This window comes from Clostridium sp. Cult3, from assembly GCF_021655115.1.
In the GTDB taxonomy this organism is placed as follows: domain Bacteria; phylum Bacillota; class Clostridia; order Tissierellales; family Tepidimicrobiaceae; genus PPXY01.
In genome coordinates this window covers 16,319-38,572 of the sequence record NZ_PPXY01000009.1, presented here as the reverse complement: position 1 = coordinate 38,572, position 22,254 = coordinate 16,319, and the positions used below count along the sequence as shown (strand labels likewise).

Annotated in this window: 23 protein-coding genes; 3 read left to right on the top strand and 20 right to left on the bottom strand. The window is 31.8% G+C overall.

The genetic code is table 11. The annotated features are described in order from the left end of the window. Window positions 1-67 precede the first annotated feature (67 nt). From C3E88_RS02215 to C3E88_RS02165, 11 genes are all read right to left on the bottom strand, one after another. Window positions 68-2,500, bottom strand: coding sequence for an ATP-binding protein (locus tag C3E88_RS02215; RefSeq protein WP_236908414.1), 2,433 nt, complete (start codon window positions 2,498-2,500; stop codon window positions 68-70). Beyond that, window positions 2,500-3,597, bottom strand: coding sequence for a metallophosphoesterase family protein (locus C3E88_RS02210; RefSeq protein ID WP_236908413.1), 1,098 nt, complete (start codon window positions 3,595-3,597; stop codon window positions 2,500-2,502). Before C3E88_RS02210 ends, C3E88_RS02215 begins: the two co-directional genes overlap by 1 nt. Before the next feature lie 132 nt (window positions 3,598-3,729). Next, entirely contained in the window at window positions 3,730-4,212 is a 483-nt protein-coding gene (locus tag C3E88_RS02205) for a PTS sugar transporter subunit IIA (protein WP_236908412.1), read from the bottom strand. 65 nt (window positions 4,213-4,277) lie between these two features. Further along, window positions 4,278-5,315: a MupG family TIM beta-alpha barrel fold protein gene (locus tag C3E88_RS02200; protein WP_236908411.1), complete on the bottom strand. Its 1,038-nt coding sequence runs from the start codon at window positions 5,313-5,315 to the stop codon at window positions 4,278-4,280. Between the two features lie 63 nt (window positions 5,316-5,378). After that, window positions 5,379-6,728: a PTS transporter subunit EIIC gene (locus C3E88_RS02195; RefSeq protein WP_236908410.1), complete on the bottom strand. Its 1,350-nt coding sequence runs from the start codon at window positions 6,726-6,728 to the stop codon at window positions 5,379-5,381. 151 nt (window positions 6,729-6,879) lie between these two features. Further along, complete coding sequence (gene murQ, locus C3E88_RS02190) at window positions 6,880-7,776, bottom strand: N-acetylmuramic acid 6-phosphate etherase (RefSeq protein ID WP_236908409.1); 897 nt, start codon at window positions 7,774-7,776, stop codon at window positions 6,880-6,882. Window positions 7,777-7,807: 31 nt separating this feature from the next. Next, window positions 7,808-8,662: a MurR/RpiR family transcriptional regulator gene (locus C3E88_RS02185; protein WP_236908408.1), complete on the bottom strand. Its 855-nt coding sequence runs from the start codon at window positions 8,660-8,662 to the stop codon at window positions 7,808-7,810. Window positions 8,663-8,823: 161 nt separating this feature from the next. After that, window positions 8,824-9,318, bottom strand: coding sequence for a PTS sugar transporter subunit IIA (locus tag C3E88_RS02180; RefSeq protein ID WP_236908407.1), 495 nt, complete (start codon window positions 9,316-9,318; stop codon window positions 8,824-8,826). 100 nt (window positions 9,319-9,418) lie between these two features. After that, window positions 9,419-10,141: a hypothetical protein gene (locus tag C3E88_RS02175; protein WP_236908406.1), complete on the bottom strand. Its 723-nt coding sequence runs from the start codon at window positions 10,139-10,141 to the stop codon at window positions 9,419-9,421. After that, complete coding sequence (locus C3E88_RS02170) at window positions 10,131-11,090, bottom strand: DUF5700 domain-containing putative Zn-dependent protease (protein WP_236908405.1); 960 nt, start codon at window positions 11,088-11,090, stop codon at window positions 10,131-10,133. The genes C3E88_RS02175 and C3E88_RS02170 overlap by 11 nt, the downstream gene beginning before the upstream one ends. A gap of 68 nt (window positions 11,091-11,158) precedes the next feature. After that, a complete protein-coding gene (locus tag C3E88_RS02165; RefSeq protein WP_236908404.1) occupies window positions 11,159-12,049 on the bottom strand; it encodes a patatin-like phospholipase family protein in 891 nt (296 codons plus the stop codon). Window positions 12,050-12,145: 96 nt separating this feature from the next. Between C3E88_RS02165 and C3E88_RS02160 the strand changes: the two genes are divergently transcribed. Beyond that, window positions 12,146-12,625 (top strand): superoxide dismutase family protein, encoded by a 480-nt coding sequence (locus C3E88_RS02160; RefSeq protein ID WP_236908403.1) that lies wholly within the window; start codon window positions 12,146-12,148, stop codon window positions 12,623-12,625. Between the two features lie 73 nt (window positions 12,626-12,698). Here C3E88_RS02160 and C3E88_RS02155 read toward each other — a convergent pair whose 3' ends face one another. The 7 genes from C3E88_RS02155 to C3E88_RS02125 all read right to left on the bottom strand — a co-directional run bounded on the left by C3E88_RS02155 (window position 12,699) and on the right by C3E88_RS02125 (window position 18,298). Then, a complete protein-coding gene (locus C3E88_RS02155; protein WP_236908402.1) occupies window positions 12,699-13,184 on the bottom strand; it encodes a hypothetical protein in 486 nt (161 codons plus the stop codon). 89 nt (window positions 13,185-13,273) lie between these two features. Beyond that, window positions 13,274-13,477, bottom strand: coding sequence for an ATP-binding cassette domain-containing protein (locus tag C3E88_RS02150; RefSeq protein WP_236908401.1), 204 nt, complete (start codon window positions 13,475-13,477; stop codon window positions 13,274-13,276). A 303-nt stretch (window positions 13,478-13,780) separates the two neighbouring features. After that, the gene (locus C3E88_RS02145) at window positions 13,781-14,656 is read right to left on the bottom strand and encodes a D-alanyl-D-alanine carboxypeptidase family protein (protein WP_236908400.1); all 876 of its coding nucleotides are present in this window, start codon (window positions 14,654-14,656) and stop codon (window positions 13,781-13,783) included. Window positions 14,657-14,785: 129 nt separating this feature from the next. Next, a complete protein-coding gene (locus C3E88_RS02140) occupies window positions 14,786-15,847 on the bottom strand; it encodes a sensor histidine kinase (protein ID WP_236908399.1) in 1,062 nt (353 codons plus the stop codon). Between the two features lie 4 nt (window positions 15,848-15,851). Continuing rightward, complete coding sequence (vanR, locus tag C3E88_RS02135) at window positions 15,852-16,538, bottom strand: VanR-ABDEGLN family response regulator transcription factor (protein WP_236908445.1); 687 nt, start codon at window positions 16,536-16,538, stop codon at window positions 15,852-15,854. Window positions 16,539-17,055: 517 nt separating this feature from the next. Beyond that, on the bottom strand, window positions 17,056-17,397 hold the full coding sequence (locus C3E88_RS02130; RefSeq protein WP_236908398.1) for a hypothetical protein: 342 nt from the start codon (window positions 17,395-17,397) through the stop codon (window positions 17,056-17,058). A gap of 145 nt (window positions 17,398-17,542) precedes the next feature. Continuing rightward, the gene (locus C3E88_RS02125) at window positions 17,543-18,298 is read right to left on the bottom strand and encodes a sugar phosphate isomerase/epimerase family protein (RefSeq protein ID WP_236908397.1); all 756 of its coding nucleotides are present in this window, start codon (window positions 18,296-18,298) and stop codon (window positions 17,543-17,545) included. 279 nt (window positions 18,299-18,577) lie between these two features. Between C3E88_RS02125 and C3E88_RS02120 the strand changes: the two genes are divergently transcribed. Further along, window positions 18,578-19,867: a nucleoside-triphosphatase gene (locus tag C3E88_RS02120; protein ID WP_236908396.1), complete on the top strand. Its 1,290-nt coding sequence runs from the start codon at window positions 18,578-18,580 to the stop codon at window positions 19,865-19,867. 16 nt (window positions 19,868-19,883) lie between these two features. On the opposite strand, the gene C3E88_RS02115 is transcribed toward C3E88_RS02120, so the two are convergent. Both C3E88_RS02115 and C3E88_RS02110 read right to left on the bottom strand, forming a co-directional pair. Continuing rightward, window positions 19,884-20,825 carry a 1-phosphofructokinase family hexose kinase gene (locus C3E88_RS02115; RefSeq protein WP_236908395.1) on the bottom strand — a complete coding sequence of 314 codons (942 nt, stop codon included), beginning with the start codon at window positions 20,823-20,825 and terminating at the stop codon, window positions 19,884-19,886. Window positions 20,826-20,908: 83 nt separating this feature from the next. Then, window positions 20,909-21,454, bottom strand: a complete 546-nt coding sequence (locus tag C3E88_RS02110; protein WP_236908394.1) for a hypothetical protein — start codon at window positions 21,452-21,454, stop codon at window positions 20,909-20,911. A 192-nt stretch (window positions 21,455-21,646) separates the two neighbouring features. Between C3E88_RS02110 and C3E88_RS02105 the strand changes: the two genes are divergently transcribed. After that, window positions 21,647-22,240 (top strand): metallophosphoesterase, encoded by a 594-nt coding sequence (locus tag C3E88_RS02105; RefSeq protein ID WP_236908393.1) that lies wholly within the window; start codon window positions 21,647-21,649, stop codon window positions 22,238-22,240. Window positions 22,241-22,254 lie beyond the last annotated feature (14 nt).

Sequence of the window (22,254 nt, the reverse complement as noted above, 5' to 3'; positions counted from 1 at the left end):
GATGTTAAAGTTTAACTTAAAGGTCCTAATGACTAATAGCCTGTTTTACAAGACTTAATGTAATGGATTAAGTCAATTGGATTAAGTTATACTTTAACCCTAATTCATCTAATATTTCCCTTTCCCTGTTTTGGCAGGTAAAGAGCAAAATCTGCTTTCTATTGCTTATATCGCTTAAATATTTTAGTATGTTTATAAGCCTAGTATCATCATATTGAATAAAACAATCATCCAATATCAAAGGAAGATCCTCAGTTTCCATGGAGGATGTAATGCTAAACCTTAAAGCAAAATACAGCTGGTCTATAGTGCCTCCGCTCAAGCTACCAATATCTATTATCTCTTTAGTAGCTGGGTTTTCTACGGTAATATTTAAATCATCATTTATCTTTACCTGATCATATTTGCCATCAGTTATAAACCCCATTATTTTACTAACCTTTTTATTAATAGCTGGTGCAAACTGATCATGTATCTCCTTAGATATACTGTCTATGGTATCTTTAGCTATTTCTATGGACTTTATCCTATCCTCATAGTCTTTGATTAAATTATTAAGCCTAGCTATTTCTTCTTCAACAACCATCAATCGTTTAACATGTTGATTTAAATTATCAATTCTCTCTTCCAGTCGTGCCTTAGTATTAGAAAGATGGGTTAAAGAATCCTCTACTTCTAATATCTTGTTAGATAGTTCTTCCACATCTATCCCTTCTACATCTTTAAAATACTCTCTTTCATAGCCGCCTACCGTCTCCTTTAATTCCTCTAAACTAAAGTTTCCTAATGTTTTTTCTAAAATATCAATCTTATTTTTCTTATCCTTAATCAATGTTTCATGATAATCCTTTTTTTCTAACCCGTGGCTAAATTCCTCAATAGTCTGAGATTTGTTTCTAGATAGAATTAAATCCTTATCGTCTATCCAAATTTTTTTATCCCTGTTCTTTGCTCGTAACTTTACTACAGCATCTTTTCTGTTTTTGTTAAGTCTATTGACTTTATCTACTCTATTGGTGTGATTCATCTGTTTAAAGTATATATCTTCCCGTAATCTTTTTAACTGGGATTTTGAACTGCAACTATATATAGACAGTATATCTCTTTGATGGTTTTCTATATCTTTAAGCCTTTGATTTTGGTCTTTCTCTTGAATACATATTCTCTCAATTTCCCCTTCCAATTGATCTATTTCCTCTCGAATTTTTTTTCGAATAGTTCTTGCATATAAGGCTACGCCAAATAAAGGAATTGCCAAAAATGCTAAGACAATATTAATAAATGTCATACCTAAAGCACCTATAGCTAAAACTACTAAAAGGATTATGATTTTATTAAATCTATTATCTTTATCAATTTTACCCTTTAATTGAGAATTTAAAATATCTAGTCTATTTTGATTGCTGTTCATGATAATGTTGTTTTTTTCCTCTTCCATTTCATCAAATATTTCCACATCATCATACAGTTTTTCAGCTGTAATGCCATCTACAATTCCTTCCTGTTCCTCTAATTCTAAAGCTTTTAATTCATTGTCTATATCGTCTAATAATATACCTAATTCCTGAATTTCCCTGGATACATGTTCAATATTACTTTCCAATTTTAATGCCTTGGTATAATCGTCAAAAGATAGATTTGAATAGGGTTTTAGTTCTTCTATCTTTTTATCTATTTTTACTAATTCCTCTTTTATCTTTAGGCCATCTTCATAATTTGTTTTCTTCTCTAATAACTGAGTTTTTTCCAACAGTCTTTTTAGTTCTTTTAAATTTTCCCTTTCTTCTTCTATTTTCTTGTCCAAAGTAATAGATTGACTCATGTATGAATGATATTCTTCCTGTTTCAATATTAAATCCTTTTTATCCGCTTTTAGCTTCTCTAAATCCTTTACAGCTCTACCATAGGGTTTAGTATAGGCCCTTATTGTCCCAATCTGGTCTAGTTGTTTGTCTAAATCCTCTATGGCATTTTTTACGGAAATATCATCATCTAAACTAGTACTAATATTGGCTAATCTATCCTTAACTTCCGTAGCTAGATTAGAATCCACTTGATTTCCCAATTGTTTTATGGATATGGTGTTTTTATAAACTAGATTGTTGAAATCAAAAAAGTAAATACCTGGTAGATGGACTTTTATCTTTTCACCATTGTCTATATCGGCTGTTACATCTCTGCCTGTCAAATCATCGTAAACCCATACTTCACCATTGTTGAAATCCCTTTGGATTCTATAGATTTTTTCATCTTTGATAAATTTCAGTGTACCTAAATATTCATCCCTATTCCAAGGTCTATATTTGTCGTGTTCATCTAGATAATTTCTCCTCTTGGCATAGGGCTTTAAAAAACCATAGAACATTCCATCTATAAAATTATGTATTGTAGTTTTCCCCGATTCATTGTCCCCATATATGATATTTAGTCCTTTTTGAAGTCGGATTATTTCCTTTTCGAATTTTCCAAAAGAAACAAGATTTAATTCCTGTAATATCATCATCCCACCTTGCCTTTCATCAAGGCCTCTAAACCAACGTATAAAGCCTCCCTAACCACTTTGTCTTCTAAATCCTTTTCCTTCATAGCTTTTATGAAGTATCCTATGATATTGTCTTGGTTCTCCCTTTCTAGGCTATCTAAATCATAATCTAATATTGTATTATCTGTCAGTTCAATATAATAAAAATCTTCTTCCAAACTGTTTACCATATCTTCAATATCAAGTTCTATTTCTCTATTAAGAACTCCTTCTAACTTGATGCGATATAGATTTTTTCTAAGATTGATTTTTTCATCACAATTTCTGATTTCCTTTACTATATCCTCATATCCAAGGGCAGGATCTATCTTCAAAGTCCTTTCCAAGAACATTCTATTGCTAAATGGAATAAAATCTATGTTGGCAATCCCCTTATCTATTGTTCCTTGAATAATTCCATGTTCTCCTTGTTCTCCAAAGTCCAAAGGCTCTGGGCTGCCACAGTAAGCCATCCTAGAGGATATGATATTGGGTTTGTGGATATGCCCTAGTCCAATATAATCAAAGCCTAAGCTTTCCAAATGATTTTTATCTATGGGGAGATAGACGCTATCCTTATCAAATATGTCTCCATGGATGAGCAGTATATTTATCTTTTCCTCATCTATATCTTTTACTGTTTCTAGTATTTGTTCTCTAATCTCTCCTCTATCCCAACTATATCCATAAACACAAACATTTTTATCCGGATATTCTCGGCCTTCTATATATGGAGAATTAAATATAGTGACATTTTCAGGCCATGTAATCCTATTGTATAAAGAGTTCCTACTAAGGGGATCATGATTTCCTGCTACAATTATTATTTCTACATCTTCCGCTCTGCTTAAAATATCCCTTACCCTTTTAATATCCCCTAAGGTAAAGTATTCTTCCTCATATAGATCACCTGCTATAAAAAGAAAGTCTACTTTATCACTGATAGCCTTGTCTACTATGCGATGAAAAGTATTCCATAGCTCTACCCTTCTTTTCATTGCTATATCCCTTGGGAAGGAAACATCTTTAAATTGTAATCCAAGGTGTAAGTCTCCTGTATGGATAAACTTAACCATTTTAATACCCCCTTGTTACATCCAGTTCATTAAAATTATATCACATATTAATGGATTAAAAAATAACAAGTCCTATGGCAAACGTTATCAATTCTTAACATTCCATAGGACTTAAATTTTATCTATTTTTCATCAGCTTAATTCCACTGTGTATATTATTTGATTTCCTCTTTCAACTCCTCCACTATTCTTTTCGAGTTTTTTTACTTTATCCATATTGGTGATTATTATAGGTGTGATCGGAGATTTACCTTTCTCTACCACTAGTTTAGGATCAAATTCCATCAATGGATCTCCCTTTTTCACTCTAGTATCTACCTCAGTTAATCGGTTGAATCCTGCTCCATTTAATTCTACAGTATCCAGTCCAATGTGTATAAGTATTTCTAAACCCTCTTTAGTAACTAAACCAATAGCATGGTTTGTAGGGAATATAGTAGTAACAGTTCCATCTACTGGAGATACAATTTTTCCATCGGATGGTTCTATAGCTATTCCATCTCCAATCATCTTATCTGAAAATACCTTATCTGGCACTTCTTCCACTGGTATTATCCTTCCTGTCATAGGTGATACCAATTCTATTATTTTATTTTTTTTGAAAAAATTAAGCATGCTCCTTCTCCTCTCGTGTATAGAATTATAGTTTGTTTTATAAGATTATAACATATATTTTATATCTAGAAATAAAATTTGAATTTTTCTCCCGGTTGCAATAGTTCTATTAGAATTCTAGCTTCGTATCCATCTGCTACTATATTTACCCTAGGGTCTGCATTCAAATCCTTTTTTAATATTTGCAATTCCCCTTCGTATCTATTATATCCTTCGTTATCTATTGTTATAGAATATTTCTTCCTCATTATATTGTTATTATTAGGTGGTATAATACCTTCTTTTATAAGCCTAGATTCCTGAGAACGAATTGCGTATTCACCTGGGTCCACTCTGTTAGTATGAACTTGCCTTAATAAGGATAACTCTACTTCTGATATATTGTCCTTAAGCTCTACAGGTAGTAATGTAACATCTTCTTCAATAGAAGATAAAACCTGCAATTCATCAATAGAAGCCATTGCATCTCCTACTACTATAAAATCTACCCCTAGCATTAATAGATGCTGAGCTGATACTATTGGATTCATATCCCTATGCTCTTCTAGAGTGGGCAATCCTTCATACACGGGACCCCTTCTTTTATAATTTGTAGGAATGAAAGCCATGGTTTTAATACCATACTCTTTAAATATGCGATTTTTTTCTATAAACAATTCCTCTGATATGCCTGTATCCCTTCTTGGATAAAAATTGTGGCAAGCATTTATTTTATCTAATCTACCACCATATTTAATAAACTCTTCTATCTGTTCTTCATCAAAGGTTGTAGCATTAACGGATATACCATAGCCCTGCTCCTTTGTCATCAATGCTGCTTCCTCTAAGGTAAAACCAAAATCTAGTCTTATATAGTCTATTTTATATCTATTTAAATCTAAACTTTCAAAATAATCCTTTGAAATATCTACAATAGTCGTAATACCTAATTCATTGCACAAGTTCAATATTCTTTCGAAATCATCTTCAAAACTTTCTCCTACTTCAGGTATATGAGCAGATGTAAATAGTAGATCTATACCCATATGATGAGCTTCTTCAATATACTTTAGTATTTCTTCTATATCAATTTCCAAGCCTGCATAAGCAGAAATTCCTATCATTTAAAATCACCCCTTATTTAAAAACTCAAGGTACACTAGTGCACCTTGAGTTTTTGATTAATTTTATTCTACCGGATCTTCAAAACCTATTAGATAAGTAGCAATAAATCCACCTATATAGGCTCCTAGTATTCCTAATAGATAATATCCTACATTCCCTTGATCGATGATAATAGCCAAAGGTAGGCCTGATATACCCATTCCCATAGCCCCTACTTTAAAAGGTGCAACTATGGCTCCTCCAACGGCTCCACCAATACAAGCTCCAAGGAAAGGTTTCCCTAATGGTAAGGTAACACCGTATATTAGCGGTTCTCCTACTCCTAATATTCCAACGGGTAGTGCGGATTTTACTGTTTTCTTTAATCTTTCATTCTTTGTCTTAACCAATACAGCAATACTTGCTCCTACTTGCCCAGCCCCTGCCATTGCAAGGATTGGTAACAAGGTGGTTACGCCAGTGTTTTGTAGCAAATCTGCATGGATTGGGGTTAGACCTTGATGTAGTCCAGTCATAACCAAAGGCAAGAAAGTTCCACCTAGTATGGCTCCTGTAAATAGGCCACCTTTCTCAATTGCTCCAGTAGCTGCTGCTCCAATGGCATCTGAAATAAATCCGCCTATTGGTTGTAATATTAATACAGCAACAAATCCAGATATCAATACTGTTAGTAATGGCGTTAATATTAGTTCTACCGATTCATGTATTGCTTTTCTTAGCCATTTTTCAATTATAGATGCAAACCAAACAACTAATAATACAGCTATTATTCCACCTCGACCTGGTACTAATTCTCTTCCAAACATGGTTAATCCTGCTAATCCAGGGGATATGGTTATCCCTGCCATCAACCCTCCAATTGCTGGAGAAGCACCGAATACTCTTGCGGCATTCATGCCTACCATAATGGCCATATAGCCAAATACAGCTCCAGAAAACACCCCTAATAGTCCTGTAATATTTGGATTAATATTTGTAGTCTTCATAAGGATATTGTTAATACCCATTATTAGTCCTGAACCTATGAAAGCTGGAATTAAAGGAATAAAGATACTAGATATTTTGCCTAAAAAATCACTTGGTGCTGCTTTATATTGCTCTTTGACCTGTGCCTTAACTCCTTCTGCATCTCCAAAGTCTACCACATCTTCTACGGATATATTTGTAGTTTCTCTAATCACTGATGCTACCTTATTTGCAACTCCTGGTCCAACAACTACTTGTATCTGATTACCTGACTCTACAATTCCCATTACTCCATCTACTTTTTCTAAAGTATTTTTCTTAAATTTGGACATGTCCTTAAGTGTAATTCTAAGTCGTGTCATACAATTTTCGAAAGCAGCGACATTACTTTCACCGCCAACATTTTTGACTATTTCCTCTGCAAGAATTGAAAATTTGTTACTCATCTTTTTTACCTCCTTCTTTTAATAATAAATTGTATTAATAATTCCCCCCTTTCAAACTTTATGTAAATCCTTCCCCTGCCAATCTATCGATAGGATAATATATATTAGTGCCCTATTGGCAAGTAAAGGATATTAAACTTTTTCAATTCAATTAATTAGACAATTTATACCTTATAGCTTTATAAATAGACCCATCATACTTATCAAGAAGCTCTACTGCCTCATCATAGCTACATTTTGTCTCTATCATTACTATTGCAATTTTAGGTTTATTTTTCGATAATTCTAGGTATTTCTCTGCTATATCTTCCTTTACACCTGTAGCTTCCATAATGATTCTCTTAGACCTATCTACTAATTTATTGTTAGAGGGGTTTAAATCTACCATTAAATTGTTGTATACCTTGCCAATTCCTATCATGGAAGCTGTAGAAAGCATATTAAGCACCATTTTTTGGGCAGTACCTGATTTTAACCGAGTAGAGCCTGCTATTATTTCAGGTCCAACAATTGGAGTTATAGCTATACTTGCCAATTTAGGTAATTTACTATTATCGTTACAACACAATCCAACAGTAGTTGCACCTATTTTATTGGCATATTCTATAGCTCCTAATACATAAGGGGTATTCCCACTAGCAGTTATTCCTACGACTGTATCCAATTTAGTTAGGTTTATATCTTCTAAATCCTTCATACCTGCAGAGGTATCATCCTCAGCACCTTCTATAGCTTCGGTAAAAGCTTTTTCTCCCCCTGCTATTATGCCTACAACTTGATCCTTTTCAGTGCTAAAAGTAGGTGGACATTCTGATGCGTCTAATATTCCTAACCTACCACTAGTCCCAGCGCCAATATAGATCAATCTACCACCATCTTGAAATGATTTAATTATTTCATCTACAGCCTTTGCAATACTTGGTATTTCCTTTTCTACTGCATAAGCTACCAATTTATCCTCTTCATTCATTATTTTTAATACTTCAATAGTCGATTTCTTATCTATGTTCTTAGATCTATCATTAGATTTTTCTGTTATTAAGTTCACCTATATTACCTCCACAATCTCTATATTAATATCAATATTTTTTATCTTCTAAGGCTTCTCGTGTTAACTCCAAGTATCCTATTACATCATCATATCGTCTACATGCAACCCCAATAAACAAACTATCGATAACTAATAATTGAGCCATCCTAGAGGCCATAGCCCCAGATCTAAAGTTGTTCTCCACACTAGCGGTATATAAAACTATATCCGACACCTCCTGAATTGGGGACTTTCCATATTGGGTTATGGCTATAGTAGTAGCATTTCTATCCTTGGCGATCTTCAACACATCTATTACTTCTTTAGTTCTACCAGAGTGAGATATTCCTATAGCTACATCTTTTTTCGTTAAATGTACTGCTGATGTTATCTGAATATGATGGTCAAAATACATAAAGGTAGGCATATTGATTCGTGAAAACTTATATTGAGCATCCAATCCAACAATAGATGAGGCACCTACACTAAATACATGTATGCTATTCGCCTTATCAATTGCATCTATAGCCGCTTCTAGATTTGGAATACTTAAAACCTCCCTAGTTTCTTCAATAGCCTGAATACTTCCAGCTGCCATCTTATCCAATATGATCTTAGGAGAATCGTCAGCATTGATCTCTTCATGAAGAACCTTGTCCTTTTTCCTATCCTCCATTGCACCAATTGATATGGCAATCTTTAAATCCTGATATCCTTTTAACCCTAGTGTTTTGCAGAGCCTAATTACACTAGCTACACTAGTATCGCTCATTTTTGCCATTTCCATAACGGATAATTCCCCAGCCTCTTTTGGGTTATCTATTATATACTTTGCAATCTTTTGTTCCGAAGGTCTGAAACTATTCATTCCCTGTTTCATCTTGATTAGTATAGATTTTGACATTTAACTCCCCCATGTTTATTATGTTAATTTCATTATAATATAGTTGTAATATTTTTTCATGATCTATTTGTTATTGTGTAATATTTTTTCATCATCCGACATAATTTGCGCAAAACAAAAGCAGACCATTGTATTTATCGGCCTGCCTATCCTCATCCCCACTAATATTTACTTTTCTTCAAAGTCACAGTCATTATATTTGAAACGCCTTTTTCCACATTTCCTTCAGCTTTTTCTAAGGTTTCCACTCTTCCCATATTAGTTATCACTATTGGTGAAATAAGGGATTTGCCTTTTTCCTTTAATGCGTCTAAATCCGCTTCTAGAATTACATCTCCTTTTTTTACCTTTTCCATAAGGGCTACATGCTGAGTAAAACCTTCACCCTTTAATTTAATAGTTCCTAATCCCAGATGTATAAGTAGTTCTATGCCTTCTTCTGATCTGATAACTATACAATGATTGGACTTGTATGTACTAGTTATTTCTCCATCAAAAGGCGCTATTACCTTACCATCTATAGGTTCAATGGCAATACCATCTCCTAAACGCTTAGTAGAAAAACCTTCGTCTTCTACCTGCTCTAATGGGACTATCTTTCCCGACATAGGAGATACTATTTCTACAGGTTTGTTCCTTTTAAAAAACCTCATCATAGGCTCCACCTCTTTTTTTGTTTGTTATTGCTATTATAACATATTTATAGGTGTTGGAAAGTATTGGAGCTAATTATTATTACTTTTTGTTAAATTTTTTTCAATCCCTTTGCCCTTTCACTTTACATAGATTAGTTATATATAAATTAATAAACATATTAAATATACTTAGTATGAAAACTCCCAAAACGTATATCATCCAGTTGGCCTTTGCCGATTTCATATTGGGCAACTGACCTATTAATGACGCTAATATTATTAAACCCAATATTCTAAAGAAATACCTTTTGCCTACTATAATACCTCCTTTAATAGAAGAACCTATACTTTCATCATAATATACTAGATAGTTTTGAATAGTATGCGTAAATATCCCAAATAAAATTATTAAAATAAGATATAGTATCATATTAAACATTATAAATCCAAAGCTTGTTGTTAACCTTATAAAGCCTCCAATAAGTAAGGATGATAGTATTAGTATAACAATAAAAATGATGCTCAAGCCTAAAATTCTTGGATAGAAAAAAAATACCTCAGTTAAGGAATCTCTCATATGTATTGGTTCCTCTTTAATGGCTTTTCTAGACAACAATAACCCATAGGTAGCTATATATACCTCTAACAAAGTGAATACAATCACCATGACTATATTTTTAGCATTAAGAAATTCCTTAAAATTGTAGTTTATATCTAATTCAGTGGATTGTAAGGCGGTTATGTTAGAGCTTTTCGTTACTAATGCCATAGCTACAGATAATATAAAAAAGATAACAAAATACTTAAAGTTCTCCTTATATTTTTCAAACACCTTATCTAGCACGAAATCCCTCCCTTGTATTTATTAATATGTCTTTAGCTTCACAGCTAAAACCAGATGGAACACTATTCCTATTACATATTTCTATATAAGTTTCAATAATCCTTCTATATTTTAATTTTCTTGTCCAATCATCTAAAATTAATACTCCTTCCCCATTATAAACAGTAGTTATAATATGGTATCCTATTATATAGATATTCAATCTTTCCATACTTTTTTTATTCTGTATTCCATCTTGTCCCTTCAATATAATCTGATTTAATAACTCAAACTCTCCCTTCAATAACAACAAGCCTCTTTGAGTTAAGGTTCCAGTAGGATCATCTGCTTTTAATATAGGTCCATGCTGTACTAAACAGGCAATACCTTCCTCTATTATCTTTGACATGATTTCGTGGGTAATTCCATTAGGGCTTAGCAATGTTTCTAGTAAAAAAATGAATCTGTCTCTTAACTGGATATTTCTACTATGATATAATTCATGACTAATAATCTTAATAAATTCATCCACATTTCCAATATATTTACCATAATTAATATATATCCTGTTCCTATTGACTGTAAAACCTCCATCGTCTCCTCCAACATATAGATATATATTAGTATCAATAGACATATCCCTAGGTACTATTTTATATACTGCTTCTATTGCTTCGTCTATTATAAACTTCTCCTTTTCTTTTATATACTGGATATCCTCACTTAGTTGGAGTATATTATCTTTTATTTTGTGAAATCCATATCTATCCTTGTATTCTTTAGATTTTGTTATTCTTTTTATTTCCTTCCTTACATCGTTAATACTAGTATATTTGTTCATAGAGTGTTCATGTTCTAAAAAACCTTTAATCCCCTTCGTCCTAACAAATCTATTGAATTCCTTTTCATCAAAAGTATTCTGTTTTAACAGTTTTTCTAAAACTACTATACTTTCTATATTGAATTTCACATTTTTCCCCCTATTCCTAAAGCCTATATTAAATATATACGACTATTAAGAATAGGGTATGATTAAAACTATATTATTTCTATTTTGTCTTTGCCTGTACCATCCAACCAACTCTTAAACTTGTCCATTTGTTCCATAGCTTCCCTATAGCCTTGTTCATATAGTTCATTTAGTTTTTCAGTATCCTTTTCTAATCTATCTACCGATATATCCTCTATTGGTCTAAAAGCATAGACAAATCCTTCTTCTTCTAAATCCTTAACCTTTTCCAAAGTTATATTGTATTTAATATGTCTTGCTTCTATAGCATGCAAAATCTTAGGATATTGTTTGAGATAATGTCTAGAGTATAAACCTAATGTTTGAGGCTCCTTTCGATAACCTTCATTTCTAGTTAACACCACTACATTGTATTTATTCCCATCTTCTATGGATTTTTCCAATGGTATAGAATCTGTAATCCCACCATCAAAATATAGTTTTCCGTTTATTCTTACCGGTTGGGATATAATCGGCAAACTACTAGATGCTCTCAACACATCTCTCATAAACTCCCCCCCATCAAACTGGGATTTTTCAAAATACACTGGCTGACCCGTCATGCATTCTGTTACACAAACCTTAAAAGTCGTTGAAGATTTTGAAAAGGTTTCATAATCAAAAGGCACCAAATCATTTGGCAATGTGTCAAATAGAAAGTCCATATTAAAGAAACTCCTACCAGCTACCCAGTGTTTAAAACCAGAATAATCTTCGTGATTTACATAGTCTACAAATACTTTCTTATTTCTCTCCCGTTGTTCTGCCACAAAATTAGCTCCATTGTTTGCACCAGCTGATACTCCTATTACGTATGGAAATTTAATATTTTCATCCATAAAAGCAGCAAGAACCCCTGATGTATATGCTCCCCTCATACCGCCACCTTCAAGGACAAGACCTATCTTATTATTCCTCATACTATCACCTCTATATAAATTTTAACATATTATCTATAAATATTTTACACCTTTTTTCCCTTTTTGCATAATATGTATTTGAGGGGGGATAAATCTATGCCTTATGAAACTAAAACTACTGCTTTTGCTAAAATCACAGGAGGCAATCTAGCTCCTAGTTTGTATGGTAATATATTTTTTGATGATGTACCTGGCGGTACTGAAGTATATGTAGAAGTATGGGGATTACCCCTATATGAACCTGCTAAAGATGGAAAACAACCTATAGGTCCTTTCGGATTCCATATACATGAGATAGGAATCTGTGAAATTACAGATCCGGAGAATCCTTTTCAATCTGCTGGGGAGCATTACAACCCGACAAATCAACCCCATGGAAACCACGCAGGAGATTTTCCTGTAATATTTTCAAATAATGGTTACGCTAGAATGAGTTTTTTTACAGATAAGTTTAAACCCAGGGATGTTATTGGAAAGTCGGTAATAATTCATCAGAATCCTGATGATTATAGAACACAACCTGCTGGAAATGCTGGGAAGAGGATGGCTTGTGGAGTTATATGTAGGCTTTATTGAATAGGAAGCAATCCATATTTAGTATGTAGAACACAAAAAGAACCCTCTGAATATGGGTTCTTTTTCAAACTACCTATTTTATTGACTTTAGCCTTGCTATATCATTCCAATTTTTTGATGTAACTATTTCAATTGTATTTAGCTCCTCTATTACTCTATCTACTTTTGCATTAATCTCTTCCCTAAATTCAGTTAAATCTGCAGTTTGTTCAATTATTGATTTTAGGTCTTTTCTTATATCTTCTTGTCCTTGTTCTAAATTACCTTGCCCTTGTTTTAGTTTTTCTTGCCCCTGTTCTAGTTTTGTTTGGCTCTGTTCCAGTTTTGCTTGGCCTTGTTCCAGTTTTATTTGACTCTGCTCTAGTTTTGCTTGCCCTTGTTCCAGTTTTGTTTGACTCTGCTCTAGTTTTGCTTGGCCTTGTTCCAGTTTTGTTTGACTCTGCTCCAGTTTTACTTGGCTCTGCCCTAGTTTTGCTTGGCCTTGTTCCAAATTGTCTACTTTTTCATTTAATTTTTTAAGTTCCTCTAACACTATTTTTTGAAATTCTTCATTGGTCATATTAATACCCCCCAACTTCAATTTCCTAGTTATAATATTATATCATAATATAAATATAGACAGGCAATTATTTATTTTATTTTACATTTTCAATAGTACCATCCTTTATTCTCCATACATGAACTGAGACTTCTGCCATTTTCATCATCTAGATTTCCTGTAGGCTCATCAGCTAAGATTACCTTTGCTCCTGTGGCTAAGGTTCTGCCTATGGCTGCCCTTTGTTGTTCTCCACCTGATAAATTAGATGGATATCTAGACTGTTTGTCCTCATCTATTCCAATGGAGTTCAATACTTTTTTCCCTTTTCCCTAGCTTCTTCTTTAGGTATTCCCTTGTATTCCATAGAAAAGCTTACATTTGGATCCATTTTTCTAGGCTTAAATGCTACCCCTGTTTTTCAATTAATAATATTAAATTCTTGATTTTACAAATTTAGTAATACTAATATATAAATATCATTCACTTAATAGCTATGATAGATAGCCTTAATTAAAAATTCTATAATATATTAATTCTGTTATTTAATATAATTGCCTAATCCCTCAACTATTCCATCTACTAAATTATTCTGTAAAATTTTTCAATATCTATAATTATTTAATTCTCTCATATAACTTAATAGTGTCTTCCCTCTGTTTCATATCTGGATTGCTAATATCATTTAGTGGTGCACCCATAACTATACATATATATTCCTGATTATTCTTTGTTCCGAGAGTTGCCCAGCATTGTCCAGCCTTGGAAGTGGTTCCTGATTTTCCACCTATGATTTCAAACCCCTCTTGATGAATACCCTCCAATTTGGATAATACTGTAGATTTTAAGTTTATTCCATTTGGATGATCTAAAGTTTTTGTAGTTACAAATTCCTTTTTAGTGAAAATTGCCCTAAAATCTCCGTTTCCTAATGCATAATCCAATAATTTAGCCATATCCTGTGCAGAAGTATATTGTTTATCATCGTCCAGGCCTTCTACATTGGTAAAGTGGGTATTCTCCATTCCTAGCTCCAAAGCCTTTTCATTCATTAGTTTAATAAAAGCCTCTATACTTCCTGCCACATGAATAGCAAGAGAATTGGCAGCCTCACCTCCTGATGGTAACATGGTACCATAGAGTAAATCTCTATATGTTACTGCTTCTTTGCCATAAAAGCCTGCCATAGATGAATTTTTAGCCACCATAGTTTGATATGTATCTGTATCTACTGGTGCTATATCGGATAAATTCTCGATATGTTCAAGAGCCACAATTGTGGTCATAATCTTTGTTAGGGATGCTGGATATGTCCTACTATTAGAATTCTTTTCATATTCTATATTTTTGTTTTCTCTATTCATTACATAGATATATTTACTTGAATAATTACTTATTCCATCTATATGCAGTGCTCCTAAATAGCCTCTATCCATAATAAAAGCAGCTATTATAATTACAAATACCATAAATCTAACAAATTTTTTCTTCATTTAATTTACCTCCCATAAATAATAAAAACTATGTTTAAATCTTAATAATATGATATCAAGATTTAAAACATAGTTCTTTCGTTTTTTATAGAGAAATTCTTACGATTTTCTTACGATTTTTTTAAAATCTTACATAGGGAGCTTTACCAGCATTTTTGTTGTTTCATTTTCACTTTTTATATCAATTTCTCCATTATGAGCTACTACTATGGATTTTGCAATTGCCAAACCTAGGCCTGCAGAACCTGTTTTGCTACCTCTTGAAGGATCTATTCTAAAGAATTCTTCAAAAATATGATCTAGTTTTTCAGCTGGTATTGTAGCTCCTTTGTTAGCAACAAAAATGTTTACGAAATCCTCTTTGTCCTTATTTACTACTATATCTATATTACTATCTTCATATGAATAATTAATTGCATTTCTTATGATATTGTCTATAACTCTCTCAATTTTATTTGGATCAATAGTTAATTTGATTTCCGATTCAATACTACTATTTATATTTAAATTCTTCTCTTTTAATAATGGTTTAAATTCATATATTATTTGTTCCATCATAAAACTAAAATCTACTAGACTTTTTTCTAATACTATATCCTTAAGATTATAGCGAGTAATATCAAAAAATTCATTTATTAATTCTTCAAGCCTTAATGCCTTGTCATGGCAAATCTGAAGATATTTCTTTTTAAATCTTTCACTAAGATCATCTTCATCTTTAAGAATATTTAAATAGCCTAAAATTGATGTCAATGGTGTCTTTAAATCATGGGCTAAGTATACTATTAAATCTTCTTTTCTTTTTTCTGATTCCCTGGCTATTCTCTCATTTTCTCTTAAATTAAATTTGATCTTATTCATATACTCATTTACTTCTTCTAAATCTCTAGAAAGAAATATTGGCTCATCATCTTTCGCATATATTTCTTCCATTGCATTTAAAATCTCATCCATATGCTTTAATGTCTTTTTAAAATAGATTAAAATTATAGTAAAATATCCAAGTGTTAAAGTTAAAAATACTACAAAAGCCTTATTGTTATTGGCCCAATGATAAAATGGATAAAAAAATTCATCTCCATAATAAATCCTTGTACCCAATACTGATTTAAATACAAAAAACATGAATATTATTGCTATAGTATATAATATAGACCAAATAAAGCATCTTTTCTTAATTTTATTTCTCATATGTTCACTCAATGATATAGCCTACCCCCCAAACAGTTTTAATAAACTTTGGTTTTCTGGCATCCTCTGACATCTTTTCTCTTAATCTAGCAATATGAGCCATAACAGTATTGTTATTTCCTAAATACTTTTCATCCCAAATATTTGTGAACAATTCTTCGGAGGATATCACCCTGCCTCTATTTTGAGCTAAATATAATAGTATATCGTATTCTAATGGGGTAATATCTATTTCTTTTTCATATACACTTACTTTATGAGATGGCAAATCAATATGTAATCCATTAATATCTATAGATTCAGATTCCTGTGTTTTATTATAGGATTTTGTTCGACGAAGTTGGGCCTTTACTCTTGCAATTAGCTCCAGTGGATTAAATGGTTTTGTAATATAATCATCTGCACCAATGGTAAGCCCTTTTATTTTGTCAATATCCTCTACTCTTGCAGTTACCATGATTACAGGAATGTAGCTATCTTTTCTTATTTTTTTTAAAATAGTAAAGCCATCAATATCAGGAAGCATAACATCTAGTAAAGCTAAGTCTATATCATCTCTATTATTTATTATATGAATTGCATCTTTACCATTATTTGCTTTTGTTACTTCATATCCTTCATTACAAAGATAAAATTCTAATAAATCAGCTATTTCATTTTCATCATCTACAATAAGAATTTTCCCCATAATATCATCCTCTGTTTATTTTTTAGAATTTTGTATTTTGCGTACTACTGCTTATTTTTAACTTATTATCTAATCCATTCAATAAGAAAGGAAACTAAAAAAATAACATATCCTTTAGTTTACATTAAATATTATATCATTATTTAAGCAATACAACATTTTTCTTTATTCCAAAGGATATATTTTCATCATCCTTAATTAATAAGATTTTTTTCAAAAATATCACCTCTATAGTAAATACTGTCGGTACATTTTTATTATATAGTAAAAAAGGCTTTAATAAAGGGGCTGTTAGGAAATAGATAACTACCAAAAAAGCAGTGGGATATATTTGTCCATGCTGTTTTTTAATGTAAAAAAGAGATGATTAACAACAATCATCTCCATTTCCGTTATATAAAATATTGTGAAAAACAATACACATTATTATTATGATTATTTCAATATAAGCCAACAGTTTATAAATTTACATATATTATTGTATTCCTTTCTATTGTATAATTACTTAGATAATATCTAATTATATTATTCTTCTTTTCAACCTTCTAATATCTACTTCATGTCTACCATTTATTTCTTTAATTATATCATTTTCTTCAATCAATGTATCTAATTTTTCATTAACTTCTTGTCTAAATTCAGTCAAATCAGCGGTCTGTTCGATTACAGCCTTTAGATCCTTCCTTATCTCTTCTTGTCCCTGCTCTAATTTCGATTGCCCTTGCTCTAATTTCGATTGCCCCTGCTCTAATTTCGATTGCCCCTGCTCTAATTCCGATTGCCCTTCCTTTAATTCTATGACGTCTTTCCTTAATGCCTTAATTTCTTCTAATACTATTTTTTGGAATTCTTCATTGGTCATTCTAATACCCCCAATCCTCTATGATATTAATATTATATCATAAAACAAATTTATAATAGTAAAAAATAGTCAAAATTATTCGTCATAGTTATAAACCTTACAATAAAAATCTTTCATTCCACTATACTAATTCCCCGAAAAATTATTATAATCTGTTTATTCGTTGAGTTTCTCTTTTGAGATCATTTACCTTATATTCCAATGCTACTATAGGATTTGTATTGTATTTTGATAACAATTCTTTAACATAGCTAATATCCTCATCCTCTGGTCTTACATGCTCATCATATAATCCTTCGTTCCAGTGAAGATGAACATATTCTACATATTGACCTAATTCTTTTACCCATTTTTCTAAAGGCTTACTGGTTCTAAGCTTAGCATGGCCTATGTCTAAACAAACCCTTATATTGGGAAAATCTATAGTTTCTATAAGTTCTTTTAAAATCAACGGATCGTCCTCAAATATATTTTCCAGTACGATCTGCCCTTTAAATCCTTTTATATCTTCTAATATATGATGCCAAAAATCCTTGTTTTGATTATTATTTAAAGATTTAATATAGGGTTCATTAAGCCATGGATTTATTTGACTATGAAATATTACATAATCCATATCTAATTCCCTAGCTATTTCTAAAGTTCTAAGATATTTTTTGTAACTTATATTTCTAATATCCCTATCTGGACTAGCTGGCTTTAGATCTAAAAAGGGTCCATGTAAAGATTTTGTATGGGAAAAATTTTTTAGTAGCTTTTCGTATTCATATACTAAATTTTCTATTTCATCATCTTTTAAATTTGGTTCAACAAACTCCTGTATCTCTACACCTATATTTAAGGTTTCAAATTCCACTGGTGAAAATTCTTCTATGGTTGATATGCATTTTACTATTTGCATATTTATCGCCTCTTTTCCTATATTTCCTTCTATAGCAATTAAAAATTTACTACATACAATTATAACATTTAATTCATTTTCTTACCATTATTAGCTTTCATCCTTGTGTGATATTGATTACTTTCAAAACGTTATTTACAATCTAGGGGATTTTAAGCAGGCTATTCCTTATGGGGAGGTGATTTTTTGAATAGAATATGATATAAAAGAAATATACTATAATATTTAAATTTTGGGACAGGGAAAACAGTCCCTGCTGTCCCAGAAGGGTGGTAAAATATGAATAATCTTTTCTTAACAGGAAAAATTGGTGTAGGAAAATCTACTCTTTTAAAGAAGATACTTGAAGAAATTGATCTTTCCATAGGAGGGTATATTACAGAAAAGAGGATTGAAGAACACATAAAAACCTTTACCATAAGATCACTATACAACTATATAGAAAAATATCCTATTGCCAAAGTAGATAGACGAACCTTCTCAAAAGAGATATTTATAGATAATTTCAAATATGGCATTACATCTACTCTAGATAAAAGCTTGAAAAATAGGGATTTAATAGTGATGGATGAGTTAGGCTTCATGGAACAGGATATAGACCCCTTTACTTCAAAGGTATTTGAACTACTAGATAGCAACAAAATAATATTAGGGGTTTTAAAAGATTATGATTGTCATTTTTTAAATAGTATTAGAGCTAGGGATGATGTTTTAGTCATAGAGATTACTGAGAAAAATAGGAATTATATTTACCAGGAAATAATAGATATGCTTAAAGACTTTGGTGTACCTTTTAAAAAAACTACTAGCTTTAGCTGGAGCAAAGATAGAATAGATTGGTATAATGATGCTTTGGAACATCCAAAGAACGCTTACCCTTATGCCTTTTTAAAAGAAATAAAAAAGTATACAGGAAGCCTAGCGGGTAAAAAAACATTGGATATAGGGGCAGGTACAGGAGCTTTTGCCATACCTTTATTGAAAGAAGGAGCTCATGTAACAGCTATAGATTCTTCTTTTCATATGATCCATTCTCTAGTAGATAAAACTCAAGAGTACGGGTTAGAAAATCTAAACTGTATTATTTCCCCTTTCCATAGGGCAAAAACCAATAGACATGATATATCCATATCCGCATTTAGCGGTGGCAGTACCAAAACCATAGAAGGCATTGCAAAGATGAAGGATTTGACCAATGAATATTGTTTCATTATATCTTCTTTCGAGAATCAAGATGAAAATTTTAAAAGAGATATTCTATATAAAAGGTTGGATAGACCTATCCATAAACAGAGAACCCATAAGGGTACATTAGCTGATACATTAAGAATGTTAGATTATTTAGAATACATTTATGACTATAAGGAGATTGAATACGAATTTTCTCAGTACTTCTTAAGTTTTGATGAAGCATTAACTTTTTTCATGGATAGATTCCATATAGATGTTCAAGAGGAAAAGGTAATCTTGAAAGAATTCCTTAAGGAATTTTTAATAGCAGAACATGGTGAATATGTATTTAAAAATATAAAAAAATCCTATATTATATCAATAGAATCCAAATTTTAATCTTAAAATTTGGATTCTACCATATCAACCTTTTTTCAATTTCTATTTCATTCATTATACTTTTCATAAGGGCCATATCAATTTTTCCCATCTCCGATTCCATAGCGTTGGCAGCACCACAAGCAGCCCCTATCCTTAACACATATTCAAAATCGTAATCCCTAAACAGAGAAACAGCAAGGCCTGCCATCATAGCATCTCCAGCTCCCGCTGGATTTACAGCTTTAATACTTGGAACATTAACCCTATAATAATAATCTCCATAGAGGACAATGGCTCCATTTTTTCCTAAGGAAATAACTGCTATTTCTACACCGTTTTCCGTAATATATCTTGCTGCCTTAACCATTTCTGCCTCAGAAGTCATTATAAAACCCATCAACTCTTCCAATTCATTCCTGCTGGGCTTTATCAAAAAAGGTGATGCTTTTATACCAAGCTTCAAAGCCTCCCCACTAGTATCTAAAATAAACTTCTTACCTTGATCCTTAGCCATCAATATTAAATCCCTATAAATATCTACCGGCAGACCCCTAGGTAATTCTCCCGAGGCACAGATTATTTCTGCATCTTGTATCATATTCTTATACAATTCATAAAGCTTGAGCACCTCTTCCCCAGATATGGAGGGACTTTTCTCTACGATCTCCGTCTGTACCCCATAATCCGATAGAACAGCAATACGACTTCTAGTCTCATCATTAATGGTAATAAAATCGTGTTCTATACCCATATGATCTAAGGTTTCTTTCACATATTCACCGCTTCTACCTCCACAAAAGCCCGTTACTTTTATGGGTTCATTGAAGGATTTGATAATCTTTGCCGTATTTAATCCATTCCCTCCAGGCGTATATTCCACCTCATAAGCAGAATAACTTTTGCCTGCCTCAAAATCGTTGATAAAATACCTCCTGTCAATTGAAGGGTTTAAGGCTATGATTAAAATCAATTCCATCCACCCCTTTACATAACTATAAACTATATATTCCCTAACATACCCTTATTAAACTTCAACAACTGTTTTATGTCAAAACCGTTTCATAATATCTCCCCTTCCCCAGAAGAATAGGCTTTTTCTGGTAGTAGCTTTTTAAATATTTTGTAATCCCTATTTGCAAAAATCATGGAATAGTTTTTACCTTCATGATAATAGTTTAGAACAGTCTCTTGATCTGGATTCATAAAATAATGCTCAATATCATCAATTAGTATCTTAAATAGCCCAACATCTTGTATATCCATAGATTCGTTTATTGCAGTAATAAAAGGAAAGAAGCATAGCTTACCTTCCTGTACCCACATCTGAAGATTTCCCTTTACTATGTTGGCATCTCCTCCTCTATATTGGACGATATGGGTTTCAACTGGAAAAGTTATTTTGGATTTAATATTAAAATATTTTTCCCATGCTCTGTCTTTTGCCTGAGCTATTTCTCTTTCTTCTTTCAATATTTGGTCCCTATCCAATTTTATCTTAATAAATAATATGCTACCTATTATTAATAAAATTGGGATAAATACTTTGGGATAATCAATGACAAACATAAGTATAATAAGTAGGAAAACCATCACGAGACTTTGCAAACCCACCCCTCCTTTAATAATTGTCCCTATTATACAGTTTTCTACATTAGATTTAATAATCCTCTTTTCTTTTTGAATTTCTTTAGAAATTTAATAGTTTATTTGATATAAATAATTTTAAGAAAGCCTTGAAAATGATTATCAATTAGTTTATAATATTAAAACGTTATATTTAAGGGAGGTTTTAATAAATTGCAAAATATTTTCTTTATATCAGACACCCACTTTGGCCATTGGTTTGCAGTATGGTTCTGGAACAGACCTTTTGAAAATATTAAAGATATGAACGAGGCTCTGATCTCCAACTGGAACAACAGAATAAAAAATGATGATCTAGTAATTATATTAGGAGATTTTTTTGCAGGGAGTCGATTATTTCTGAGATTTCTATTGAAAAATTTGAACGGAGAAAAAATATTAATCAAAGGAAATCATGATTTCAAATTTAGATATAAAAAACTATTAGAAGAAAAAGGAGTAAAAATATATAATAAAATGGAATTCTTCTTAGATAACCATCGTTTTCTATTAACCCACAAGCCAATTAAGAAGATACCAGAAGATACTATAAATATTCACGGTCATCACCATAGAAAACTAATACCTTCAAAGTATCAAAAACAGAAATACTTTAACGTAGCCGTAGATCATAATGACTATGAACCTGTATCCATTGAGGAAATAGTAAAGGATAAATTTGGAGAAAAGAGTATCGATAAATTCCATATATTAGATCAGATAAAATATTCCACCTTGAACAGGCGATATGCTATTGCATTTGCATAAACCAGGGCTTAAGC

Coding starts and splice junctions, on each gene's coding strand:
- C3E88_RS02215 (WP_236908414.1), bottom strand. CDS start 2,500: ATGATATTACAGGAATTAAATCTTGTTTCTTTTGGAAAATTCGAAAAG.
- C3E88_RS02210 (WP_236908413.1), bottom strand. CDS start 3,597: ATGGTTAAGTTTATCCATACAGGAGACTTACACCTTGGATTACAATTT.
- C3E88_RS02205 (WP_236908412.1), bottom strand. CDS start 4,212: ATGCTTAATTTTTTCAAAAAAAATAAAATAATAGAATTGGTATCACCT.
- C3E88_RS02200 (WP_236908411.1), bottom strand. CDS start 5,315: ATGATAGGAATTTCTGCTTATGCAGGCTTGGAAATTGATATAGAAGAA.
- C3E88_RS02195 (WP_236908410.1), bottom strand. CDS start 6,728: ATGAGTAACAAATTTTCAATTCTTGCAGAGGAAATAGTCAAAAATGTT.
- C3E88_RS02185 (WP_236908408.1), bottom strand. CDS start 8,662: ATGTCAAAATCTATACTAATCAAGATGAAACAGGGAATGAATAGTTTC.
- C3E88_RS02180 (WP_236908407.1), bottom strand. CDS start 9,318: ATGATGAGGTTTTTTAAAAGGAACAAACCTGTAGAAATAGTATCTCCT.
- C3E88_RS02165 (WP_236908404.1), bottom strand. CDS start 12,049: ATGAGGAATAATAAGATAGGTCTTGTCCTTGAAGGTGGCGGTATGAGG.
- C3E88_RS02160 (WP_236908403.1), top strand. CDS start 12,146: ATGCCTTATGAAACTAAAACTACTGCTTTTGCTAAAATCACAGGAGGC.
- C3E88_RS02155 (WP_236908402.1), bottom strand. CDS start 13,184: ATGACCAATGAAGAATTTCAAAAAATAGTGTTAGAGGAACTTAAAAAA.
- C3E88_RS02145 (WP_236908400.1), bottom strand. CDS start 14,656: ATGAAGAAAAAATTTGTTAGATTTATGGTATTTGTAATTATAATAGCT.
- C3E88_RS02140 (WP_236908399.1), bottom strand. CDS start 15,847: ATGAGAAATAAAATTAAGAAAAGATGCTTTATTTGGTCTATATTATAT.
- C3E88_RS02130 (WP_236908398.1), bottom strand. CDS start 17,397: ATGACCAATGAAGAATTCCAAAAAATAGTATTAGAAGAAATTAAGGCA.
- C3E88_RS02125 (WP_236908397.1), bottom strand. CDS start 18,298: ATGCAAATAGTAAAATGCATATCAACCATAGAAGAATTTTCACCAGTG.
- C3E88_RS02120 (WP_236908396.1), top strand. CDS start 18,578: ATGAATAATCTTTTCTTAACAGGAAAAATTGGTGTAGGAAAATCTACT.
- C3E88_RS02115 (WP_236908395.1), bottom strand. CDS start 20,825: ATGGAATTGATTTTAATCATAGCCTTAAACCCTTCAATTGACAGGAGG.